Origin of the sequence: Spirillospora sp. CA-142024 (assembly GCF_050942325.1) — a bacterium.
Classification (GTDB): Bacteria; Actinomycetota; Actinomycetes; order Streptosporangiales; family Streptosporangiaceae; genus Spirillospora.
On sequence record NZ_CP192077.1, the window covers coordinates 4,769,498 to 4,788,318 of the forward strand.

The window sequence follows — 18,821 nt, forward strand, 5'->3', positions numbered from 1 at the left end:
AGCCGTCCATTAACGCAACATGAGAATCGCGGCCTCAGACCGGCCGCCGGGCCGTCGGGCCGCGCCGCCGGCAGGGGCGGTCAGTCGCCGGGGGTGGCGGTGCCGGGGAGGCGGACGCGGGCGAGGGTCCCGCCGCCGGGTGCGGGTTCCAGGGCGACGTCCCCGCCGCATTCGGCGACGACGCGGGCGACGATGGACAGCCCGAGCCCGGATCCGGGCAGGCTCCGCGCGGACGGGGACCGCCAGAACCGTTCGAACACGTGCGGGAGGTCGTCGGCGGGGATGCCGGGGCCGTGGTCGCGGACGGTGAGCTCGCCGGCTTTGAGGCGGACGGTGACGGTCCCGCCGGGCGGGCTGAACTTGACGGCGTTGTCGAGCAGGTTGACCACGGCGCGTTCCAGGGACGCCGGGTCGCCCAGCACATGCCAGGGCTGGGTGTCGGATTCGACGGTGAGGCCGGGCCCGCGCAGCCGGGCGCGTTCCACGGCGCGGGCGACGACGTCGTGGAGGGCGACGGTCTCGCGGACGGGTTCGGCCTCTGCGGGGCGGGCGAGTTCGAGGAGGTCGCCGACGAGGCTGGACAGTTCCTGCATCTGCGCCTTGACGCTGGCGAGCAGGTTGTGGCGGGTGGCCTGCGGCAGTTCGCGTCCGGTGGCCTCCGAGCGCAGCAGCAGGTCGATGTTGGTGCGCAGGCTGGTCAGGGGGGTGCGCAGCTCGTGCCCGGCGTCGGCGATGAGCTGCTGCTGCCGTTCCCGGGACGCGGCCAGGGCGGCGGTCATGCTGTTGAAGGAGCGGCTGAGGCGGGCGATCTCGTCGGTGCCCTCCTCGGGGATGCGGGTGCCGAGGTCCTCGGTGCGGGCGATGTGCTCGACGGCGCCGGTCAGCTCGTCCACGGGCCGCAGCGACGCCCGCGCGATCATGAGCCCGGCGGCGGCGGAGACCAGGACGCCGAGGGCGGTGACGGCGGTGAGCAGCAGCGCGAGGTTGTCCAGGGGGCCTTCGACCTCGTCGAGGGAGATCGCGTAGGACACGGCGGCGGGGGTGCCGTCGGCGGTGCGGAAGGAGCGGGTGAGGATCCGGACGTCGCCCTTGGAACCGGAGGAGGTGACGCCGGTGCCGTCGTGGTAGACGTGGTCGCGTTCGCCGCGGGCGACCTGCACGTCCTCGGAGGTGACCTGCAGGGCGCCGGTGCCGGGGACGGTGCAGCGCCGCCCTTCGGCGTTGACCAGCTGCATGATCTCGTAGGGGCCGGGGGGCCGGTTCTCGCTGCCGGTCCCGGTGGGGTCCTGGGTGCAGGCGGCCAGGGCGGCCTCGACCTGCCAGGCCAGGCGCCCGTGGAACGGCGGCACGCCGTCGCGGTCGCGGTCCTGGCCGGGGGGCGGGCCGCCGGACACGGCGCCGAGCCGGCGGTCGAGCTCGTGGTACAGCTGGTTGCGGGTGAGGAGCCATCCGGCGCTGGCGCAGGCGGCGACGGCGAGCGCGACGGCCGCGGCGGTCAGCAGCGCCATGCGGGCGCGCAGCGTGAGCCGCCGCGTGACCGGTGCCCGGGTGGTCACGGGGACGCCGCCGTGCGCAGCACGTACCCGACGCCGCGGACGGTGTGCACGAGCCGCGGCAGCCCGCCCGCCTCGGTCTTGCGCCGCAGGTACATCACGTACACGTCCAGGGAGTTGGACGCGGGTTCGAAGTCGAAGCCCCAGACGGTCTCCAGGATCTGCTCGCGGGTGAGGACCTGGCGGGGGTGGGCGAGGAACATCTCCAGCAGCATGTACTCGGTGCGGGTCAGCTCGACGTGCTTCCCGGCGCGGGTGACCTCGCGGGTGAGGGTGTCCATGCGCAGGTCGTCGAAGGACAGGACGTCCTCGCCGGGGGCGTCGCCGGTGTCGGCGGCGGTGCCGTTCATGGCGGCGCGGCGCAGCAGGGCGCGGACGCGGGCGAGGAGTTCGTCCAGCTCGAACGGTTTGGCGAGGTAGTCGTCGGCGCCGGCGTCCAGCCCGGTGACGCGGTCGCCGACCATGTCGCGGGCGGTGAGCATGAGGACGGGCATGGTGGCGCCGAGGGCGCGCAGCCGCCGGCAGGTGGTCAGGCCGTCCATCCGCGGCATGAGGACGTCCAGGACGACCAGGTCGGGGGTCTCCTTCTCGACCTGGTCGAGGGCCATGACGCCGTCGGCGGCGGCGTCGACGCGGTAGCCCTCGAACTCCAGGCTGCTGGACAGCGACTCGCGGACGGCCGGCTCGTCGTCCACCACCAGTATCCGCGCAGCCCGCGCCCCCTGCATGCCAGGTTCCATGTACACACCGTAAACAGCGCCGGTGAGCGCCCGGGCCACCAGGCGGTGTTTCTCATGGTTCTCTCAGAATCTTCTGAGGGCCGGTTCAGGACGCGCGATCTTCGGGTTCGGCGGTGGCGTCGGCCCACGCCCCGCCCGTGGTACCGCCACCACCGGCGTCGCCCGCGCCCGTGTCGTCTGCGGTGCCGGTGCCGGTGCCGGTGTCGGTGTCCACGGTCGCTTCGATGACGACGGCGGCCTGGGCCGGATCGGGGCGGGTGGCGGTGGTCCAGGTGGTCTTGGCGACGTCGACGACGACGTCGCGGGACACCTCCACGATGAGGCCGCGCAGGGTGTCGCGCATGGCGAGCCTGAGGGCGTCGCGGATCAGTTCGCGCAGGACGGCCTCGACGGCGGCGGTGGCGGCGCGGGCCGCGGCGCGCGCGGCCAGGTCGCGGGCGGTGCGGGCGAGGGCGCTGCCGGCGGCGGCCGACAGCAGGTCCCCGGCGGTGCGGGCCGCGTCTCGGACGGCCGGGTCGCGGCGGGCGCGGGCGGCCAGGCCGGCGGCGGCGTCGGCGAGCGGCGCCAGCTCGGCGGCCACGCCGGTCTGCCTGCCGGTCTTGCGGGCGGTGTCGCGCAGGGCGGCGGCCGCGTCGCGGGCGGCCTGCTCGGCGGTCTCGCGGACGACGCGGGTCACGATGTCGCGGCCGGTGGTCATGGCGGCGTCGACGGCGGCGTCGGCGACGGTGTCGATGGCGGCGTCCACGACGGTCCTGGTGGCGGCCTGCACGACGGGCTGGGACGCGGTCGCGGCCATGGTGCGCCCGGCGACGTCCAGGGCGGCGGCGGTGGCGGCGCGGGCGAGGGGGCTGCCGGCGGCGAGGCGGCGCGCGGCGGCGGCCATGGGGTGGCTGGCGGCCTGCTCGGCGAGGGTCATCGCGGCGGCGGCGGCCTCGAACGCGCTCGCGGTGGCGGGGTTGGCCGCCGCGGCGGCGCGGGCCTCGGTGACGGCGCGTTCGGCGGCGGCGCGGGCGGCGTTGACGGCGGCGTCCCGGGCGGCCTGCTCGATGGCCTTCATGGCGGGCGTCCCGGACATCTGCTCCAGGATGCGGGTGGCGGCGAGCGCGGCGGTGTCGCGGGCGGCGTCGCGCAGCGGCTCGCCCGCGGATGCGGCCATGCGGGCGGCGGACGCGGCGGCCGGGGCCAGCCCGTCCCAGATCTCCTCCAGCCGTTCGGCTGCGGCGCGGTCGGCCCGGCCGGCGCGCCCGGCGAGCCCGGTCCCGTCCTCCGGCCTGTCCTCCGGCCGGGTGTCCCGCCGGTCCATCTCGTCGCCCATCTCGTCGTCCACGGTCACGCCTCTCCTCGCGATCCGCCCCCAAATCACCATAACTTCCGAACATCGCCCGGGGTTCCGTCCGGCGCCGGCCGGTGCCCGGGTCAGCGGCCGCAGGAGGCGCAGGGGGTGCGGGTGCGGCGGGCGTAGCCGCGGGCGGCGGCGGCCATCCCGGCGCCCCAGGCGAAGTAGGCGGGGACGGCGACCCAGAAGAACGCCTCGGGCAGGTCGAGGCCGCCTTCGGGCGGGAAGGGGTTGCGGCCGTGCAGCCGCTCCCAGCACATCTGCAGCAGCATCAGCCCGAAGTACACCACGAGCCCGCCGGAGATCGCGGTGCCGGGCCACAGCACCAGCCGGCGCGGGACGCGGCGGCCGGCCAGGCCGGGGACACGGCGGGGCCATGTCCGACCGAAGGAGTGGACGAGGGCGAGCGGCAGCAGGCTCCCGCCGAGCACGAACCCGGCCTCGAACAGCACCGCCGAGGGGCCGGCGGACATCGGCGACTCCCCGAACCCGACCACGGCCTGGGCGACGATGCGTGTGACGCATCCGGCGACGGCGAGGTAGGCGGCCCAGAACGCCCACGCGGGCGTGCGGTCGAGGGGGCCTGGCGCGGTCGCGGGCCGCCCGCAGGCGGCGCATCCGGCGCGGTCGCGGACGGCGTGGCGGACGGTGTAGGCGCGCACCGACAGCCCGGTCGTGATCCCGGCGGCGACGACCGCGGCCCGCGACAGCGCGCCGAGCGGGTAGAAGCCGATGCCGAGGCCGGGCAGGATCCCGCCGACCACGTCGAGCAGCAGCATCGCGCCGGAGGCGACCAGGCACACCGCCGCCGTCCAGCCCGCCGCCGTCAGCGCGAGCCGGGGCCCGCGGCCGACGCGGTCCGCGCGGGCGAGCGCGAGCGCGGCCAGGACGATCGCGGCGGCCCCGCACAGCGCGACGCTCCCCCACCCGGTGAAGACGACGAGGTCGGTCCCGACGGGCGACAGGTCGCCCGGGCGGTGCCCGGCCGCCCAGTACGCGCGCAGGGCCCCGTAGGCGGTGACCCAGGCGAGCGCGGCCGCCGGCAGGCGGCGGCCGGGCGTGCGGGCGGGGGCGGGTCCGGTGATCGTGGTGGCCATGGCCCTGATCCTGCGGCGGCCGGCGCCGCCGGTGCCTCCCCGCGGCGGCCGATCCCCCTCCCCCGCGCGGGGGAAGGGAGATATCCGGTCGACCGGGACGGCCCCGGCCGGTAGAGTCGCGCCCGGAACCGAAAGGGAGGTGAGGACGCATGGCCGTCGCCGCAGTGGCTGCTGCCCGCAGCAATCAGCCCGTCCTCCTTTCCCGGGCCTCCGGCTGACCTTCCCACCGCACGGTTTGCGCGGCACGTTCACGCCGGGGCCCCTTCACGCAAGGGTTCCGATCCGTTGTCCTTCACTTTCGCGGGGTCGTCCCCTCTGGCCGCCTACGGCTGGGACGAGACCCTGGAGAACGAGTTCACCTCTCATCGCGCCGCGGGCCTGACGCCCGCGCGTGTGGCCGCGGTCGACCGCGGCCTGTGCGACGTGGTCGCCGAGGACGGCCCCGCGCGGGCCTCCGCCCCGGCCTCGTCGCCCCTGTCCTCGTCGGACTCGCCGGGCGGCCCGGTCGCGGCGCCGTGCACGGGCGACTGGGCGGCGCTGCGCGCCGGCGGCCCCGGCGGGCGGCCGGCGGTGGCGGCGCTGCTGCCGCGCCGGACCGCGATCGTGCGGTCGTCGGCGGCGCGGGACTCGCGCGGCCAGGTGCTGGCCGCCAACGTCGACACCGTCGCGATCGCGGTGTCGCTGGCCGCCCGCCCCGACCTCGGGCGGGTCGAGCGGCTGCTGGCGCTGGCCTGGGAGAGCGGGGCGCGGCCGGTGGTCGTGCTCACCAAGGCCGACCGGGCCGCGGGCACCGCCGGCACCGCGCGGTCGGAGGTCGCCGCCGCCGCGCCGGGCGTGGACGTGGTGGCGTGCAGCGCCGCGACCGGGGACGGCGTCGACGCCGTCCGCGCCGTCCTGGCCGGGACGGTGGTGCTGCTCGGGCCGTCCGGTGCGGGCAAGTCCACCCTCGGCAACGCGCTGCTGGGCGAGGACGTCCTGGCGACCGGGGCCGTGCGCGAGGCCGACGGCAAGGGCCGGCACACGACCGTGCGGCGGGAGCTGCTGCCGCTGCCGGGCGGCGGTGTCCTGATCGACACGCCGGGGCTGCGCGGCGTCGGCCTGTTCGAGGCGTCGCAGGGCCTGGAGCGGACGTTCGCCGACATCGAGGAGCTGGCCGCCGCCTGCCGGTTCGGTGACTGCGCGCACGACACCGAACCGGGCTGCGCCGTCCTGGCCGCGGTCGAGGACGGGACGCTGCCGCCCCGCCGCCTGGTCAGCTACCGCAAGCTGCTGCGCGAGAACGCGTGGGCGGCCGCGCGCACCGACGACCGGCTGCGCGCCGAGCGGGAGAACCGGCGCAAGGAGATCACCAGGTGGCAGCGGCGGCTCTACCGGGAGCGGGGGGACCGATGAGCTGGACGACGCGGCCGGAGACGGCCGGTGACGCGGCCGCGGTCCGCGCGGTGGTCGAGGCGGCGTTCCCGACCGCCGCGGAGGCCGTCCTGGTGGACGCGCTGCGCGGCGACGCGGCCTGGATTCCTGGCCTGTCGGCGGTGGCGGTGGCCCCGGACGGGCGGGTCGCCGGGTATGCGCTGCTGACGCGGTGCACCGCCGGCGGCGCGGACGCGCTCGCACTGGCGCCGGTGGCGGTGTCGCCGCGGTTCCAGCGGCGGGGCGCCGGCGGCGCGGCGGTGCGGGCGGTGCTGGAGGCCGCGGCCCGCCGCGCGGCGGCCGGGGGCGAGCGGCTGGTGGTGGTGCTCGGCCATCCGGAGTACTACCCGAGGTTCGGGTTCACGCGGGCGTCGGCGCTCGGCGTCGGAGTCGCGTTCGAGGTGCCGGACGAGGCGCTGATGGCGCTGGTGCTGGAGGGGCCGGGCCCGGTCCCGTCCGGGACGGTGCGCTACCCGGCGCCGTTCGGCGTCTGACGCCGGTGCCCGTGGCCTGCGGCGGTCCCGCCGCAGGCCACGGGCGTCAGGGGCCACGATCTGTCAGTGGCCACCGGTTGTCAGCGGCCGCGCCGCCGGTAGGTCCGCACCGACAGCGGGACGAAGACCGCCAGCAGCAGCACCGACCAGCCGAGGGTGGCGGCGACGGGGTGCGCGACCGGCCAGGCCACGTCCGCGGCCGGGGCGCCCGGGTTGCCGAACAGCGTGCGGCAGGCGGCGGTGAGGGCGCTGACGGGGTTCCAGTCGGCGATGACCTGCAGCACCTTGGGCATGCCGCCGGTGGGGACGAACGAGTTGGACAGCATGGTGACGGGGAACACCAGCGGGATCAGCTGGTCGGCGGTCTGCTCGTTCTTCACCACCAGGCCGAGGTAGCAGCCGGCCCAGCTCAGCGCGTACCGCATGAGGGCCAGCAGCAGGAACGCCTCGACGGTGGGCCAGACGCCGTTGTGGGCGCGCCAGCCGACGACGAGGCCGGCGCAGGCCATGATGACCATGCCGAGGACGCCGTTGAGGATCTCGGCGCCGGTCTGCCCGAACGGGACGGCGGAGCGGGCCATCGGCATGGACCGGAACCGGTCCATCACGCCGCGGGAGGCGTCGGTGGCGACCCGCATGGTGACGGCCATGGTGGCGGTGAAGGTGACCATGGCGAACAGGCCGGGCATCAGGTACTCGCGGTAGTTCCCGCCGCCGGGGACGGAGATGGCGCTGCCGAACACGTACCCGAACAGCACCACCATGATCGCGGGGAAGATCAGCGCGGCGATCAGCTCGCCGGGTTCCTGGCGGATGCGGCCGAGCTCGCGGCCGATGAGGGTGAGGCCGTCGGCGAGCGCCCAGCGCAGCCGCCCGCCGCGGGACGCGGGCGCCGGGCCGGCGGTGACGGTGTGGACGGCGGTCATCGGGCGGGCTCCTTCTCACGTTCGCGGGTCGCGGCGTCCCGGCCGTTCCCGGTGTCGCCGGCGCCGGTTTCGCCGGTGAGGCGCAGGAACACCTCGTCGAGGGTGGGGCGGCGCAGCGCGACGTCTCCGACGGTGACGCCGGCGCGGTCGAGTTCGCGGACGACGTCGGCGAGCCGCAGGGACCCGGCGGCCAGCGGGACCGAGAGGCGGTCGCCGTCCAGGGCCGGGTAGGCGCCGGCGAGGGTGTGCAGGACGTCGGCGGCGCCTCCGGCCATGGCGGGGTCGTCCAGGACGACGTCGAGGCGGTCGCCGATGGAGGCCTTCAGCTCGTCGGGGGTGCCGGTGGCGATGACGCGGCCGTGGTCGATCACGGCGATGTCGTCGGCGAGCCGGTCGGCCTCGTCGAGGTACTGGGTGGTGAGCAGGACGGTGGTGCCGTCGGCGACGAGCCCGCGGACGGCGTCCCAGATCTCGCCGCGGCTGCGCGGGTCCAGGCCGGTGGTGGGCTCGTCCAGGAACAGCACCTGGGGCCGCAGGATCAGGCTGGTGATCAGGTCGAGGCGGCGGCGCATCCCGCCGGAGTAGCCGGCCACCTGCCGGTCGGCGGCGTCCATCAGCCCGAACCGCTCCAGCAGCTCGTCGGCGCGGCGGCGGGCCTCGCGCCGCGGCAGGTGGTAGAGGCGGCCGAACATGCGCAGGTTGCCGCGCCCGGTGAGCTTCTCGTCGACGGCGGCGTACTGCCCGGCGAGCCCGATGCGGGTGCGGACCTGGTCGGGACGGCGGGCGACGTCGTACCCGGCGATGCGGGCGTGCCCGGAGTCGGCGTCGGCCAGCGTGGCCAGGATCCGCACGGCGGTGGTCTTGCCGGCGCCGTTGGGGCCGAGGACCCCGCAGACGGTCCCGGCGGGGACGGCCAGGTCGAGGCCGTCCAGGGCCTGGGTGTCCCCGAAGCGCTTGCGCAGCGCCTCGGCGACGACGATCGGTTCGTCCGACACGATCCCTCCTCTGGGTACGGTGTACGCAACTACGGTAGACAACTGGGTACGTCGTACGCAACTAGGATGCTGCGAAAGGGCCACGAGGAGGTTCGGTGACAGCCGGCGAGCAGCACGTCAGCATCTGGTCGCTCCCCGAGCGGCAGGGCCGGGGGCCGCGCCCCGCCTACAGCCGCGCGCAGATCACCGAGGCGGCGATCCGCATCGCCGACGCCGAGGGGCTGGAGGCGGCGTCCATGCGCCGGATCGCCGCCGACCTCGGCACCGGCGCGATGTCGCTGTACCGCTACGTGCCGTCCCGCGACGACCTGATCGAGCTGATGGTCGACCACGCGCTGCTGGAGATGGACATCCCCGAGCGCCCGACCGGCGACTGGCGCGCCGACCTGACGCTGATCGCCGAGAACACCCGGGCGGTGTGGCTGCGCCACCCCTGGCTGTCCGGGCTGGTGCGGCCGCGCGGCTCGTTCGGCCCGAACCGGCTGCGGCTGCTGGAGTTCGCGTTCGGGGCGCTGGACGTGGGCGTCCCCATCGACGACATGCTGACCCTGCTGGACATGCTCAACGGCTACGTCGAGCGCACCGTGCGCGGTGAGATCGAGTGGAAGCGGGAGATCCGGCAGACCGGGATGACCCCGGAACGCTGGATGATGCAGAGCGCCCCCTACGTGCGGGAGCTGCTCGACACCGGCAGGTACCCGATGTTCGAGCGGATCGTCATGGACGCGCGGCTGCCGCACATGTCCACCGAGGAGCAGTTCCGCTACGGCCTGGAACGCGTCCTGGACTGCATCGCCGGCGCCCTCCCCTGAGCGCCACCGGGCCGGGCGTCTCAGGGGGCGGGCGTCAGAGGATCCGGGCGACCTTGTAGGCGACGCCGCCCTCGACGAGGTAGCCCGATCCGGCGCAGGTGATGGTGTTCAGCCACGCGTACCGTTCGGCGCCGGTCTCGATGAGCGGGTTGGTGCGGAAGTGGTAGCGGGCGGGGTCGACGTGGTGGCGCCTGGCGGGGTCGGCGATGTCGGCGTGCAGTTCCGGCGGGGTGGTCCAGCGGCCGCCGTAGGTCATGTGCAGCAGGGCGCCGTCGTCGGTGCGCAGGGTGAGCCGCACGTCCAGCACCATTGTCCCGTCGGGGCGGAACACCGCCCAGTCGCCGCCGCCCGGCAGCACCTCGCCGCGCAGGTCCGGGCCGTGGAAGGTGCCGCCGGCGCTGCCGAACAGGACCCGCCGCCCGGCCGGGCCGCCGATGTCGAGGGGCTCGTCCAGGTCGACGACCATGTCGAAGAGGTGCCGTGTCGTGATCTCGCCGACGGGCTTGATCCGCGGGTCCGGGGCCGTCACCGGGCACCCGCCGCGACGGAGAGGGTGTCGCCGAACAGGACGGCGCGGACGGCGTCGGTCGACACGCCCGACTGGGCGCACAGCGCCGACAGGTCGAAGAAGAACCGCTCGCCGGCGATGAGGCCGTCGGCGAAGGTGAACTGGATGAACACCGGCAGTTCGGCGCGGTTCCCGTTGGGTGTGACGCCGAACCCCCCGCCGGTCATGGTCATCCGCGCGGTCCCCCAGCAGACGAGTGTGCCCTCGCCGGCGGCGTGTCCCTCCAGCGTGACGTCGTAGTCGGGGAAGGCGGTGAAGAACGCCGCCAGGGTCTGCTCGTTCTCGGCCGGGCCCGTCGCGGTCGTCCCGAAGGCGGGCGCCTGCAGGACCATGTCGCGGTGCAGGAGGCGCATGGCCGCGGGCAGGTCCTGGCGGCTCTTGGCCTCCGCCAGCGCCTGGGCCAGCGCCAGCATCCGTTCGGTGTCCTTTTGATCGGTGTCCTTTTGATCGGTGTCCATCCGTTCGGTGTCCATCGGTTCTCCCGGTCGTACGGTGGGGGCTTCCGTCCCGCCCGAGCTAAACATACGATCGGTCGTACGTCTAGTTGGGTGTGGCAGGATGGCGCCGGTGAACGAATCTGCGGTGCACGGACCGACCGTGACCGACGGGCGCCTGCTGCGCGGCGCGCGGGCCAGGCGGACCATCGCCCGCCATGCGGTGGACGTGGCGTCGCTGGAGGGGCTCAACGGGTTGAGTCTCGGGCGGCTGGCCGGTGATCTGGGGCTGTCCAAGAGCGGCGTCCAGACGCTGTTCCGGACGAAGGAGAACCTGCAGCTGGCGGCCGCGGAGTCGGCGCGGGAGCGGTTCGCCGAGGCGGTCGTGGTCCCGGCGCTGGCCGCGCCGGCGGGCGCCGCCCGGCTGCGGGCGCTGGTGGACCGCTGGATCGTCTACGCCGAGACGCCGCTGTTCGCCGGGGGGTGTTTCTGGGCGGCGAACCTGCCCGAGTTCGACAGCCGGCCCGGTCCGGTCCGCGACGCGCTGTTCGGGCAGCACCGGGAGTGGCTGGAGGCCCTGGCGGCCGAGGTGCGGCACGCCGTGGCGGCCGGCGAGGTCGCGGCGCTGGACGCCGATCTGGCCGCGTTCCAGATCGACGCGGTGCTCATGTCCGCCAACACCGCCCTGCGGGCCGGGGACGCCACGGCCGTGGCCAAGGCCCGCGCGGTGGTGGACGGGCTGGTCGGGCGGGAACATACCGGCGCCTGATTACGCTTGTGTCATTCGCCGTCCGATTTTGTGCGAACTTGAAGGTAGGTTCGGCGTCATGACCGCATCCGGGCCCCCGACGACCGCCGAGGAGCTGCGCGGCGCCGGCCTGCGGGTGACGGCCGCCCGCGTCGCGCTGCTGGAGACCGTCCGGGACGGTGACCACCTGGGGGTGGAGGCGCTCGCCGCGGGGGTGCGCGACCGGGTGGGGCACGTCTCGCTGCAGGCGGTGTACGAGGCGCTGCACGCGCTGGCGGCGGCGGGGCTGGTGCGCCGGATCGAGCCTGCGGGGAGCCCGGCGCGATTCGAGGGGCGGGTGGGCGACAACCACCATCACCTGGTGTGCCGGGGCTGCGGGGCGATCGAGGACGTCGACTGCGTGGTGGGGCATGCGCCGTGCCTGGATCCGGTGGACGACGCCGGTTACCTGGTCGACGAGGCGGAGGTCACCTTCTGGGGCGTGTGCCCGCGGTGCCGGGCCGCGTCGTCCGATTAGGCATGCCGATTGAAACGCCCGGGCCGGCCGCTGCGGCGGCCGGCCCGGGCGTCCCGGATGTTCCGGATCAGGCGAGGTCGTACCGGTCGAGGTTCATGACCTTGTCCCACGCGGCGACGAAGTCCTGGACGAACTTGTCGCGGGCGTCGTCGCTGGCGTAGACCTCGGCGACGGCGCGGAGCTCGGAGTTGGAGCCGAAGACGAGGTCGGCGCGGCTTCCGGTCCACTTGACCTCGCCCGAGGCGTCGCGGCCCTCGAAGGCCGTGGACTCCTCGGTGGTCGGCTTCCACACCGTGCCCATGTCGAGCAGGTTCACGAAGAAGTCGTTGGTCAGCGTCCCGGGGTTGTCGGTGAGGACGCCGAGCGAGGACCCGTCGTGGTTGGCGCCGAGGGCGCGCAGGCCGCCGACGAGGACGGTCATCTCGGGCGCGCTCAGGGTGAGCAGGTTCGCGCGGTCGATGAGGAGGAACTCGCCGGGCAGCAGGTTGCCCTTCTGCAGGAAGTTGCGGAACCCGTCGTGGGTGGGCTCCATCACCTCGAACGACTCGACGTCGGTCTGCTCCTGCGAGGCGTCGGTGCGGCCCGGGGTGAAGGGCACCTGGACGTCGTGCCCGGCGGCCTTGGCGGCCTGCTCGACCGCGGCGCACCCGCCGAGGACGATCAGGTCGGCGATGGAGATCCGCTTGCCGCCGGTCTGCTCGGCGTTGAACGCCTCCTGGACCTGCTCCAGGGTGCGCAGGACGGTCCGCAGCTGGTCGGGGTTGTTGACCTCCCAGTCCTTCTGCGGTTCGAGCCGGATGCGGGCGCCGTTGGCGCCGCCGCGCTTGTCGGTGCCGCGGAACGACGCGGCCGACGCCCACGCGGTGCCGGCCAGCTGGGAGACCGACAGGCCGGAGTCGAGCACGCGGCGCTTGAGGGCGGCGATGTCGTCGGCGTCGACGAGCGGGTGGTCCACCGCCGGGACGGGGTCCTGCCAGACCAGCGTCTCGGCCGGTACCTCGGGCCCGAGGTACCGGGCGATCGGGCCCATGTCGCGGTGGGTCAGCTTGAACCAGGCGCGGGCGAACGCGTCGGCGAACTCCTCGGGGTTGTCCTTGAAGCGCCGCGAGATCGGCTCGTAGATCGGGTCGAAGCGCAGCGACAGGTCGGTGGTCAGCATCATCGGCTGCCGGTTGAGCGTGCCGTCCTCGGGGTCGGGGACGGTGCCGGCCCCGGCGCCGTCCTTCGGCCGCCACTGGTTGGCGCCCGAGGGGCTCTCGGTCAGCTCCCACTCGTAGCCGAACAGGACCTCGAAGAAGCTGTTGTCCCAGGCGGTCGGGGTGGGCGTCCAGGTGACCTCCAGGCCGCTGGTGTGGGAGTCGCGTCCCTTGCCGGTGCCGTGGGAGTTCTTCCAGCCCAGGCCCTGGTCCTCCAGCGGGGCGCCTTCGGGCTCGGGGCCGATGGCGGCGTCGGCCGGGGCCGCGCCGTGCGTCTTGCCGAAGGTGTGGCCGCCGGCGATCAGGGCGACGGTCTCCTCGTCGTTCATGGCCATGCGGCCGAACGTCTCGCGGATGTCGCGCGCGGCGGCGATCGGGTCGGGGTTGCCGTTGGGGCCCTCGGGGTTGACGTAGATGAGGCCCATCTGCACCGCGGCGAGGGGCTTCTCCAGTTCCCGCTCGCCGCTGTAGCGCTCGTCGTCCAGCCACGCGGTCTCCGGGCCCCAGAAGACGTCCTCCTCGGCCTCCCAGGCGTCCTCGCGGCCGCCGCCGAAGCCGAAGGTCGTGAAGCCCATCGACTCAAGGGCGACGTTGCCGGCCAGGATCATCAGGTCGGCCCAGGAGATCTTGCGGCCGTACTTCTTCTTGACCGGCCACAGCACGCGGCGGGCCTTGTCGAGGCTGGCGTTGTCGGGCCAGCTGTTGAGCGGCGCGAACCGCTGCTGGCCGGCTCCGGCGCCGCCGCGGCCGTCGCTGACGCGGTAGGTGCCGGCGCTGTGCCACGCCATGCGGATGATCAGTGGCCCGTAGTTCCCGAAGTCGGCCGGCCACCAGTCCTGGGAGTCGGTGAGCACCTCCGCGATGTCCTGCTTCACGGCGGCGAGGTCGAGGCTGTTGAACGCCTCGGCGTAGTCGAAGTCCTCACCCATCGGGTTGGTCACCGGCGGGTTCTTGGCGAGGAGCTTCAGGTTGAGCCGGTCGGGCCACCAGCCGCGGTTGCCGCCCCCCTGGGTGGGGTGGGAGGCGCGCCCGTGCGCGACCGGACAGCCGCCTGCGCCTTCCGCCTGGGCCGGTGTGACGGCTTCGTTGTTCTCGGACATGTGTGATTCCTTCCAGGGCGACCGTGGGTGAATCAGGAACTGTTGTCGGTGGAGCAGCCGGGGCACAGGCCCCAGTAGATGACCTCGGCCTCGTCGATCGCGTAGCCGCGGCCGTCGGAGGCGGTCATGCAGGGCGCCTCGCCGACGGCGCAGTCGACGTCGGCGACGGCGCCGCACGACCGGCACACGACGTGGTGGTGGTTGTCGCCGACGCGCGACTCGTAGCGGGCCACGGAGCCGGACGGCTGGATGCGGCGCACCAGCCGCGCGGCCGTCAGCGCGTGCAGCGAGTCGTACACCGCCTGGTGGGACACCTCGGGCTCCCGCAGGCGAACGGCGCGGATGATCGAGTGCGTGTCGGCGTGCGGATGCGCGTACACCGCGCCCAGCACCGCCACCCGCGGACGGGTCACGCGCAGATCGGCCTCGCGCAGCATCTCCTGGAACTCCAAGGGCGTTGCCACACGACACAGACTGGCTCATTTTCTTGAATGAGTCAAGATTACGGCGCGGGCGCGCCGACAGGCCCGAAATGCCCGTTGTTCAGGCCTGATTCGGGGTGGAACGTTCGCGGGAGCCGCCGCGTTGGCCTAGAAGATCATGGTTTCCGGGAAGGGGGCGCGGTGAGCGGGACGGGTGTGCGGCTGGTGCGGGACGTGGGGCTGACCGACGCCGTCGAGTACGCCTACGCGGCGGTGGCCGACACGCCGCTGCGGGCGGTGTGGGTGGCCGGGGCGTGCCCGCTGGACGGGGACGGCGCGACGGTCGCGCCCGGCGACTACGCCGGGCAGGCGCGGCAGGTGATGCGGAACCTGGAGGCGGCGCTGCAAGGTGCGGGCGCGTCGCTGGCGGACGTGGTGAAGACGACCGTGTACGTGGCGTCGTCGCGGCGGGCGGACCTGGTGGAGGCGTGGGAGGTCTACCGGGAGCAGATGGGGTCCCGGGACGTGCCGAGCACGCTGCTCGGGGTGACGGTGCTGGGGTATGACGGGCAGTTGGTGGAGGTCGAGGCGGTGGCCGTCATACCGGGAGGCCACGGCGCCTGAGCCGGGCCGGGCCGCGCCGAGCCCGTGCGGCCGTGCGGGGTCTCCCCGGCAGGATTCGAACCTGCGTTCTCCGGCTTCGGAGGCCGGTGCTCTGTCCGCTGAGCCACGGGGAGGAGGGTCCCGTCCCCAGGGTGACGGCGGGGACGGGACCGGAGACGCCGGCGGGATTCGAACCCGCGTGAGACGGTGTTGCAGACCGCCGCCTGAACCGCTCGGCCACGGCGTCACGGGCCCGCGGGCGCGGGCCGTGCGACCCCGATGGGATTCGAACCCACGGCGTCCGGCGTGACGGGCCGGTGCTCTGACCGCTGAGCTACGAGGTCGGGAAAACCAGAGTCCTGAAACCAATGGGGCCGCTCTCCCGGATGGATCCGGAGGCGGCCGCCGCGTGCGCTGTGTGTGCTGCGCGCGCGTCAGGGGGCGGGCCGCCGGGCCGGGCAGGGCCGGGGACGATCGTCGTGCCGACAGCTCATGTCCGTCCCCTCTCACCGTGTCCGGGCCCGTGTGCCGGGCGCCTTCCTGATCAGAGTGCCGTGCCGCTCCGCGCCCCGCAACGGATTTTCCGCCGCGCAGGTTTCCACTGAACGAAACGATGATCTTCCTGGTGGTGTCCGCCGCGGTGAGGGTGGGGGCGGGGATGTGCGCCCGGTGCGCCCGGGCGTGCCCGCGGGCCGGAGGGTCCGCGGCCCGCGCACCCTCCGAGGAGGAACGATGGCGTTGCTCGATCCCGGCGTGTGGACCGGGAAGATCTTCGACGGCGGCTGGCGTCCGGCCGGGGACGGCGGCGTCTACGACGTCACCGAGCCCGCGACCGGCGCGACGCTCGGCGCGCTCGGGGCGGCGGGCGCCGCCGACGTGGCGGCGGCGGCGCGGGCCGCGGCGGCGGCGCAGCGCGACTGGGCGGCCCGCACCTACGAGGAACGGGCCGCCGTGCTGCGGGCGGCGGGCCGCCTGTTCGAGGAGCACGCCGCCGAGATCGGCGACTGGATCGTGCGGGAGGCCGGGTCGATCCCGCCGAAGGCGGACCTGGAGACGCATTTCGCGGTGAGCCTGTGCCACGAGGCGGCGGCGCTGCCGTCCCACCCGCAGGGCCTGGTGCTGCCGTCGGCGCAGCCCCGGTGGAGCCTGGCGCGGCGCCGCCCCGCCGGTGTCGTCACCGTGATCGCGCCGTTCAACTTCCCGCTGATCCTGTCGATGCGGTCGGTGGCGCCGGCGCTGGCGCTCGGCAACGCCGTCCTGCTCAAACCCGACCCGCGGACCGCGGTGTGCGGCGGCGTGGCGGTCGCGCGGATCTTCCAGGAGGCGGGCCTGCCCGAGGGCCTGCTGCACCTGCTGCCCGGCGGCCGCGAGACCGGCGCGGCGGTGGTGGAGGCGCCGGAGGTGCGGGTGGTGTCGTTCACCGGCTCCACCGCCGCCGGACGCGCGATCGGCGAGGTGTGCGGGCGGCTCCTCAAACGCGCCCACCTGGAGCTCGGCGGCAACAACGCGCTGATCGTCCTGCCGGGCGCGCGGGTCGCCGACGCGGTGTCGGCGGGCGCGTGGGGCTCGTTCCTGCACCAGGGCCAGATCTGCATGACCTCCGGGCGGCACCTGGTGCACGAGAGCCTGCACGCCGAGTACGTTGCGGCCCTGGCCGACAAGGCCGACAAGCTCCCGGTCGGCGACCCGGCCGCCGGCCCGGTCGCGCTCGGCCCCGTCATCGACGCCGGCCAGCTCGCCCACATCGACGAGCTGGTCACCTCGACGGTCGCGGCGGGCGCGCGCCTGGCGGCCGGCGGCACCCACGAGGGCCTGTTCTACCGCCCGACCGTCCTGGACGAGGTCACCCCCGGCATGCCCGCCTACGCGCAGGAGGTGTTCGGGCCGGTCGCGCCGGTCGTGCCGTTCGGCACCCCGGAGGAGGCGATCGAGCTGGCGTCGGCGACCGAGTACGGCCTGTCCCTCGGCATCCTCGGGGACGTCGGGCAGGCGATGAAGATCGCCGACGCCGTCCCGACCGGCCTGGTCCACATCAACGACCAGACGGTCAACGACGAGCCGGTCGTCCCGTTCGGCGGCGTCGCCGCGTCCGGGAACGGGTCCCGGTTCGGCGGCCCGCACGCCAACATCGAGGCGTTCACCGAGTCGCAGTGGGTCACGATCCGCGGCGAGATCGCCACCTACCCCTTCTGACCCCACGTGACCGGCCCCGCCCCCCGGGGGGCCGGTCACCGGTGGGGGTGCAGGGTTCGGGTCAGGATGATCCACTGGGCGGGGTGGACGTGCGCGACGATCGTGTCGCGGGGCAGGGCGGCCGCGCGGAACGCGGCGTCCACGCGGCGCCGCGGGTAGGCGGCGCGCAGCGAGGCGTGCAGGGTGCCGCCCTTCCCGGTGAACCCCAGGTCCACGCAGCGCAGGTAGCCGGGCATCGCCTCGGGCGCCAGCAGCGGCTCGGCACGGCGGTCCAGGCGAAGGACGGCCGAGTCCACGCGCGGGACCGGACGGAACCGGTCGCGGGGGACGCGGTCGCCGAGCCGCCAGCAGAACTCCGGCCAGGTCCGGACGGTCAGGCGGCTCCACCGCCCGTAGTCGCCGGTGCGTTTGCGGGCGTACTCCCGCTGGGTGATCAGCGTCGCCGCCTCCATGGCCGGGGCCGCCAGGGCCCACGCGACGATCCGGGACGTGGCCGCGTACGGGATGCCGCCGGCCAGCCGGAACGGGCCGCGCGGCGGCCGGGCGGCCAGGAAATCGCCGGTCACGCAGGTCACGCCGGGCAGGCCCCGGCAGCGGTTCCGCAGCCGCGCGGCCATCACCGGGTCGATCTCGTAGGCGATCACCTCCCGGGCGTGCGCGGCGAGGGCGGCGGTGATGCGGCCGTCGCCGGCGCCGGCCTCCACGACCAGGCCGCCGGGACCGCCGGCGGCGTCGCGGGCGTACCGGGCGATGACGCCGGTGTCGGCGAGGAAGTTCTGGGACAGTTCGCGGCGGGCACGGCCGCGCGGGGTGGTCCGGTCTCGGTGGTTCACGGTCGCCGTCCTGGGCTTCCGGCCGCGGTGGGCCGGCGGGACGGGCCGCGCAACACGCGCACAACACGAACGGCGTGCGCGAGAGGGCACGCGGAAGGCGCCGGTGAGCAGCGGCGACGGCGCGCTGCGGGAACCGGCTCGGGGTGCGCGGCGGGGCCCGTCCACGATGGTCAGGGACATCGCATAGGCCCAGGACGGTCACCGGTGCGCCACGGCGCCCGCGGAAAGATCAGGCGGCGGGTACCCGGTGGTCCAGGGCAGGGCGACGCTCACGCAGCCGGACGTACGCGGCGGCGGAGACGATCACCCGTGCCGCGCTCTTGGTGAAACCGCTCATGGGCGCGATCGTAGGACACCGCCTCGCCCGGCCCCAACGGGTTTTCCGGCACACCCGCACCGGTTCCGGTCTGACCAGAACCCGCGTGACCTCGTCCTTAAAGACGCTTGCCCATGCTGTTTAACCTCCTTGACGTGGGCAATCACTAGTGCACGAACACGTGCCGAAACCCCGCCTACGGTCGAGGAGGCCCGACTTGTACCGGACCCACGAGATGCACAGAGTCCGGACCCAGGAATCCGGGCTCGAGGAGTGGGCCTGCCCCACCTGCGGCCGCCGCATGCTGCTCCGCTGGCCGCCGGACTACCTCAAGCAGGTCGTCGACCCCGGCGACGAGAAGGCCTGCCACGTCGGCAGCGCCCCCGACGACCTGCCCGGCGCCACGAAGGACGACCGCATGCGCCTGCACACGGCACGGCGCTGGCTCCGCGAAACCGGCGTCGACACCGTCAGCAGCCCCGGCCACGCCCGCCTCAACCCCCCCGAACCCGTCTGACCCACCACCCC

At 74.7% G+C, this 18,821-nt stretch carries 19 protein-coding genes and 3 tRNA genes; 8 read left to right on the forward strand and 14 right to left on the reverse strand.

Features of this window, described 5'->3' with window-relative positions; translation table 11 throughout:
• Window positions 1-80 precede the first annotated feature (80 nt).
• The 4 genes from ACQPZP_RS23020 to ACQPZP_RS23035 all read right to left on the reverse strand — a co-directional run bounded on the left by ACQPZP_RS23020 (window position 81) and on the right by ACQPZP_RS23035 (window position 4,726).
• Entirely contained in the window at window positions 81-1,556 is a 1,476-nt protein-coding gene (locus ACQPZP_RS23020) for a sensor histidine kinase (protein ID WP_433471802.1), read from the reverse strand.
• The gene (locus tag ACQPZP_RS23025; protein WP_433471803.1) at window positions 1,553-2,293 is read right to left on the reverse strand and encodes a response regulator transcription factor; all 741 of its coding nucleotides are present in this window, start codon (window positions 2,291-2,293) and stop codon (window positions 1,553-1,555) included. Before ACQPZP_RS23025 ends, ACQPZP_RS23020 begins: the two co-directional genes overlap by 4 nt.
• 85 nt (window positions 2,294-2,378) lie before the next feature.
• Window positions 2,379-3,626 (reverse strand): hypothetical protein, encoded by a 1,248-nt coding sequence (locus ACQPZP_RS23030; RefSeq protein WP_433471804.1) that lies wholly within the window; start codon window positions 3,624-3,626, stop codon window positions 2,379-2,381.
• An 83-nt stretch (window positions 3,627-3,709) separates the two neighbouring features.
• Window positions 3,710-4,726 carry a hypothetical protein gene (locus ACQPZP_RS23035; RefSeq protein WP_433471805.1) on the reverse strand — a complete coding sequence of 339 codons (1,017 nt, stop codon included), beginning with the start codon at window positions 4,724-4,726 and terminating at the stop codon, window positions 3,710-3,712.
• A 285-nt stretch (window positions 4,727-5,011) separates the two neighbouring features.
• Between ACQPZP_RS23035 and rsgA the strand changes: the two genes are divergently transcribed.
• Window positions 5,012-6,118 carry a ribosome small subunit-dependent GTPase A gene (rsgA, locus tag ACQPZP_RS23040; protein ID WP_433471806.1) on the forward strand — a complete coding sequence of 369 codons (1,107 nt, stop codon included), beginning with the start codon at window positions 5,012-5,014 and terminating at the stop codon, window positions 6,116-6,118.
• The gene (locus tag ACQPZP_RS23045) at window positions 6,115-6,630 is read left to right on the forward strand and encodes a GNAT family N-acetyltransferase (protein WP_433471807.1); all 516 of its coding nucleotides are present in this window, start codon (window positions 6,115-6,117) and stop codon (window positions 6,628-6,630) included. The genes rsgA and ACQPZP_RS23045 overlap by 4 nt, the downstream gene beginning before the upstream one ends.
• A gap of 80 nt (window positions 6,631-6,710) precedes the next feature.
• On the opposite strand, the gene ACQPZP_RS23050 is transcribed toward ACQPZP_RS23045, so the two are convergent.
• A complete protein-coding gene (locus ACQPZP_RS23050; RefSeq protein WP_433471808.1) occupies window positions 6,711-7,556 on the reverse strand; it encodes an ABC transporter permease in 846 nt (281 codons plus the stop codon).
• Entirely contained in the window at window positions 7,553-8,554 is a 1,002-nt protein-coding gene (locus ACQPZP_RS23055) for an ATP-binding cassette domain-containing protein (RefSeq protein WP_433479659.1), read from the reverse strand. The genes ACQPZP_RS23050 and ACQPZP_RS23055 overlap by 4 nt, the downstream gene beginning before the upstream one ends.
• Before the next feature lie 92 nt (window positions 8,555-8,646).
• Here ACQPZP_RS23055 and ACQPZP_RS23060 point away from each other — a divergent pair, with 92 nt between their 5' ends.
• The gene (locus tag ACQPZP_RS23060; RefSeq protein ID WP_433471809.1) at window positions 8,647-9,363 is read left to right on the forward strand and encodes a TetR/AcrR family transcriptional regulator; all 717 of its coding nucleotides are present in this window, start codon (window positions 8,647-8,649) and stop codon (window positions 9,361-9,363) included.
• A gap of 34 nt (window positions 9,364-9,397) precedes the next feature.
• Here ACQPZP_RS23060 and ACQPZP_RS23065 read toward each other — a convergent pair whose 3' ends face one another.
• Together ACQPZP_RS23065 and ACQPZP_RS23070 are read right to left on the reverse strand one after the other, a co-directional pair.
• Complete coding sequence (locus ACQPZP_RS23065; RefSeq protein WP_433471810.1) at window positions 9,398-9,892, reverse strand: DUF3237 domain-containing protein; 495 nt, start codon at window positions 9,890-9,892, stop codon at window positions 9,398-9,400.
• On the reverse strand, window positions 9,889-10,404 hold the full coding sequence (locus ACQPZP_RS23070) for an ester cyclase (RefSeq protein ID WP_433471811.1): 516 nt from the start codon (window positions 10,402-10,404) through the stop codon (window positions 9,889-9,891). The genes ACQPZP_RS23065 and ACQPZP_RS23070 overlap by 4 nt, the downstream gene beginning before the upstream one ends.
• Before the next feature lie 85 nt (window positions 10,405-10,489).
• On the opposite strand from ACQPZP_RS23070, the gene ACQPZP_RS23075 reads away from it, so the two are divergent.
• Together ACQPZP_RS23075 and ACQPZP_RS23080 are read left to right on the forward strand one after the other, a co-directional pair.
• Window positions 10,490-11,134 carry a TetR family transcriptional regulator C-terminal domain-containing protein gene (locus ACQPZP_RS23075; RefSeq protein WP_433471812.1) on the forward strand — a complete coding sequence of 215 codons (645 nt, stop codon included), beginning with the start codon at window positions 10,490-10,492 and terminating at the stop codon, window positions 11,132-11,134.
• A 58-nt stretch (window positions 11,135-11,192) separates the two neighbouring features.
• Window positions 11,193-11,630, forward strand: coding sequence for a Fur family transcriptional regulator (locus ACQPZP_RS23080; RefSeq protein ID WP_433471813.1), 438 nt, complete (start codon window positions 11,193-11,195; stop codon window positions 11,628-11,630).
• 67 nt (window positions 11,631-11,697) lie between these two features.
• On the opposite strand, the gene katG is transcribed toward ACQPZP_RS23080, so the two are convergent.
• Both katG and ACQPZP_RS23090 read right to left on the reverse strand, forming a co-directional pair.
• The gene (gene katG, locus ACQPZP_RS23085) at window positions 11,698-13,926 is read right to left on the reverse strand and encodes a catalase/peroxidase HPI (RefSeq protein WP_433471814.1); all 2,229 of its coding nucleotides are present in this window, start codon (window positions 13,924-13,926) and stop codon (window positions 11,698-11,700) included.
• A gap of 32 nt (window positions 13,927-13,958) precedes the next feature.
• Window positions 13,959-14,363, reverse strand: coding sequence for a Fur family transcriptional regulator (locus ACQPZP_RS23090; protein WP_433479660.1), 405 nt, complete (start codon window positions 14,361-14,363; stop codon window positions 13,959-13,961).
• A 186-nt stretch (window positions 14,364-14,549) separates the two neighbouring features.
• Between ACQPZP_RS23090 and ACQPZP_RS23095 the strand changes: the two genes are divergently transcribed.
• A complete protein-coding gene (locus ACQPZP_RS23095; RefSeq protein ID WP_433471815.1) occupies window positions 14,550-14,972 on the forward strand; it encodes a RidA family protein in 423 nt (140 codons plus the stop codon).
• 40 nt (window positions 14,973-15,012) lie between these two features.
• Here the strand turns inward: ACQPZP_RS23095 and ACQPZP_RS23100 are convergent.
• The 3 genes from ACQPZP_RS23100 to ACQPZP_RS23110 all read right to left on the reverse strand — a co-directional run bounded on the left by ACQPZP_RS23100 (window position 15,013) and on the right by ACQPZP_RS23110 (window position 15,295).
• A tRNA-Arg gene (locus tag ACQPZP_RS23100) sits at window positions 15,013-15,085 on the reverse strand.
• 40 nt (window positions 15,086-15,125) lie between these two features.
• Window positions 15,126-15,198: transfer RNA gene (locus ACQPZP_RS23105), tRNA-Cys, on the reverse strand.
• 24 nt (window positions 15,199-15,222) lie between these two features.
• Window positions 15,223-15,295: transfer RNA gene (locus tag ACQPZP_RS23110), tRNA-Asp, on the reverse strand.
• A 388-nt stretch (window positions 15,296-15,683) separates the two neighbouring features.
• Here ACQPZP_RS23110 and ACQPZP_RS23115 point away from each other — a divergent pair.
• Window positions 15,684-17,144, forward strand: a complete 1,461-nt coding sequence (locus ACQPZP_RS23115) for a benzaldehyde dehydrogenase (protein WP_433471816.1) — start codon at window positions 15,684-15,686, stop codon at window positions 17,142-17,144.
• Window positions 17,145-17,179: 35 nt separating this feature from the next.
• Here the strand turns inward: ACQPZP_RS23115 and erm are convergent, their stop codons facing one another.
• Entirely contained in the window at window positions 17,180-17,977 is a 798-nt protein-coding gene (gene erm, locus ACQPZP_RS23120; RefSeq protein ID WP_433471817.1) for an ErmE/ErmH/ErmO/ErmR family 23S rRNA (adenine(2058)-N(6))-methyltransferase, read from the reverse strand.
• A 533-nt stretch (window positions 17,978-18,510) separates the two neighbouring features.
• On the opposite strand from erm, the gene ACQPZP_RS23125 reads away from it, so the two are divergent.
• Complete coding sequence (locus ACQPZP_RS23125; RefSeq protein ID WP_433471818.1) at window positions 18,511-18,810, forward strand: hypothetical protein; 300 nt, start codon at window positions 18,511-18,513, stop codon at window positions 18,808-18,810.
• The last annotated feature ends 11 nt before the right edge of the window (window positions 18,811-18,821 follow it).

Bases quoted from the DNA above. Each gene is read 5' to 3' on its own strand.
- ACQPZP_RS23025 (WP_433471803.1), bottom strand. From the start codon at position 2,293: ATGGAACCTGGCATGCAGGGGGCGCGGGCTGCGCGGATACTGGTGGTG.
- ACQPZP_RS23035 (WP_433471805.1), bottom strand. From the start codon at position 4,726: ATGGCCACCACGATCACCGGACCCGCCCCCGCCCGCACGCCCGGCCGC.
- ACQPZP_RS23045 (WP_433471807.1), top strand. From the start codon at position 6,115: ATGAGCTGGACGACGCGGCCGGAGACGGCCGGTGACGCGGCCGCGGTC.
- ACQPZP_RS23050 (WP_433471808.1), bottom strand. From the start codon at position 7,556: ATGACCGCCGTCCACACCGTCACCGCCGGCCCGGCGCCCGCGTCCCGC.
- ACQPZP_RS23070 (WP_433471811.1), bottom strand. From the start codon at position 10,404: ATGGACACCGAACGGATGGACACCGATCAAAAGGACACCGATCAAAAG.
- ACQPZP_RS23075 (WP_433471812.1), top strand. From the start codon at position 10,490: ATGGCGCCGGTGAACGAATCTGCGGTGCACGGACCGACCGTGACCGAC.
- ACQPZP_RS23080 (WP_433471813.1), top strand. From the start codon at position 11,193: ATGACCGCATCCGGGCCCCCGACGACCGCCGAGGAGCTGCGCGGCGCC.
- katG (WP_433471814.1), bottom strand. From the start codon at position 13,926: ATGTCCGAGAACAACGAAGCCGTCACACCGGCCCAGGCGGAAGGCGCA.
- ACQPZP_RS23090 (WP_433479660.1), bottom strand. From the start codon at position 14,363: ATGCTGCGCGAGGCCGATCTGCGCGTGACCCGTCCGCGGGTGGCGGTG.
- ACQPZP_RS23115 (WP_433471816.1), top strand. From the start codon at position 15,684: ATGGCGTTGCTCGATCCCGGCGTGTGGACCGGGAAGATCTTCGACGGC.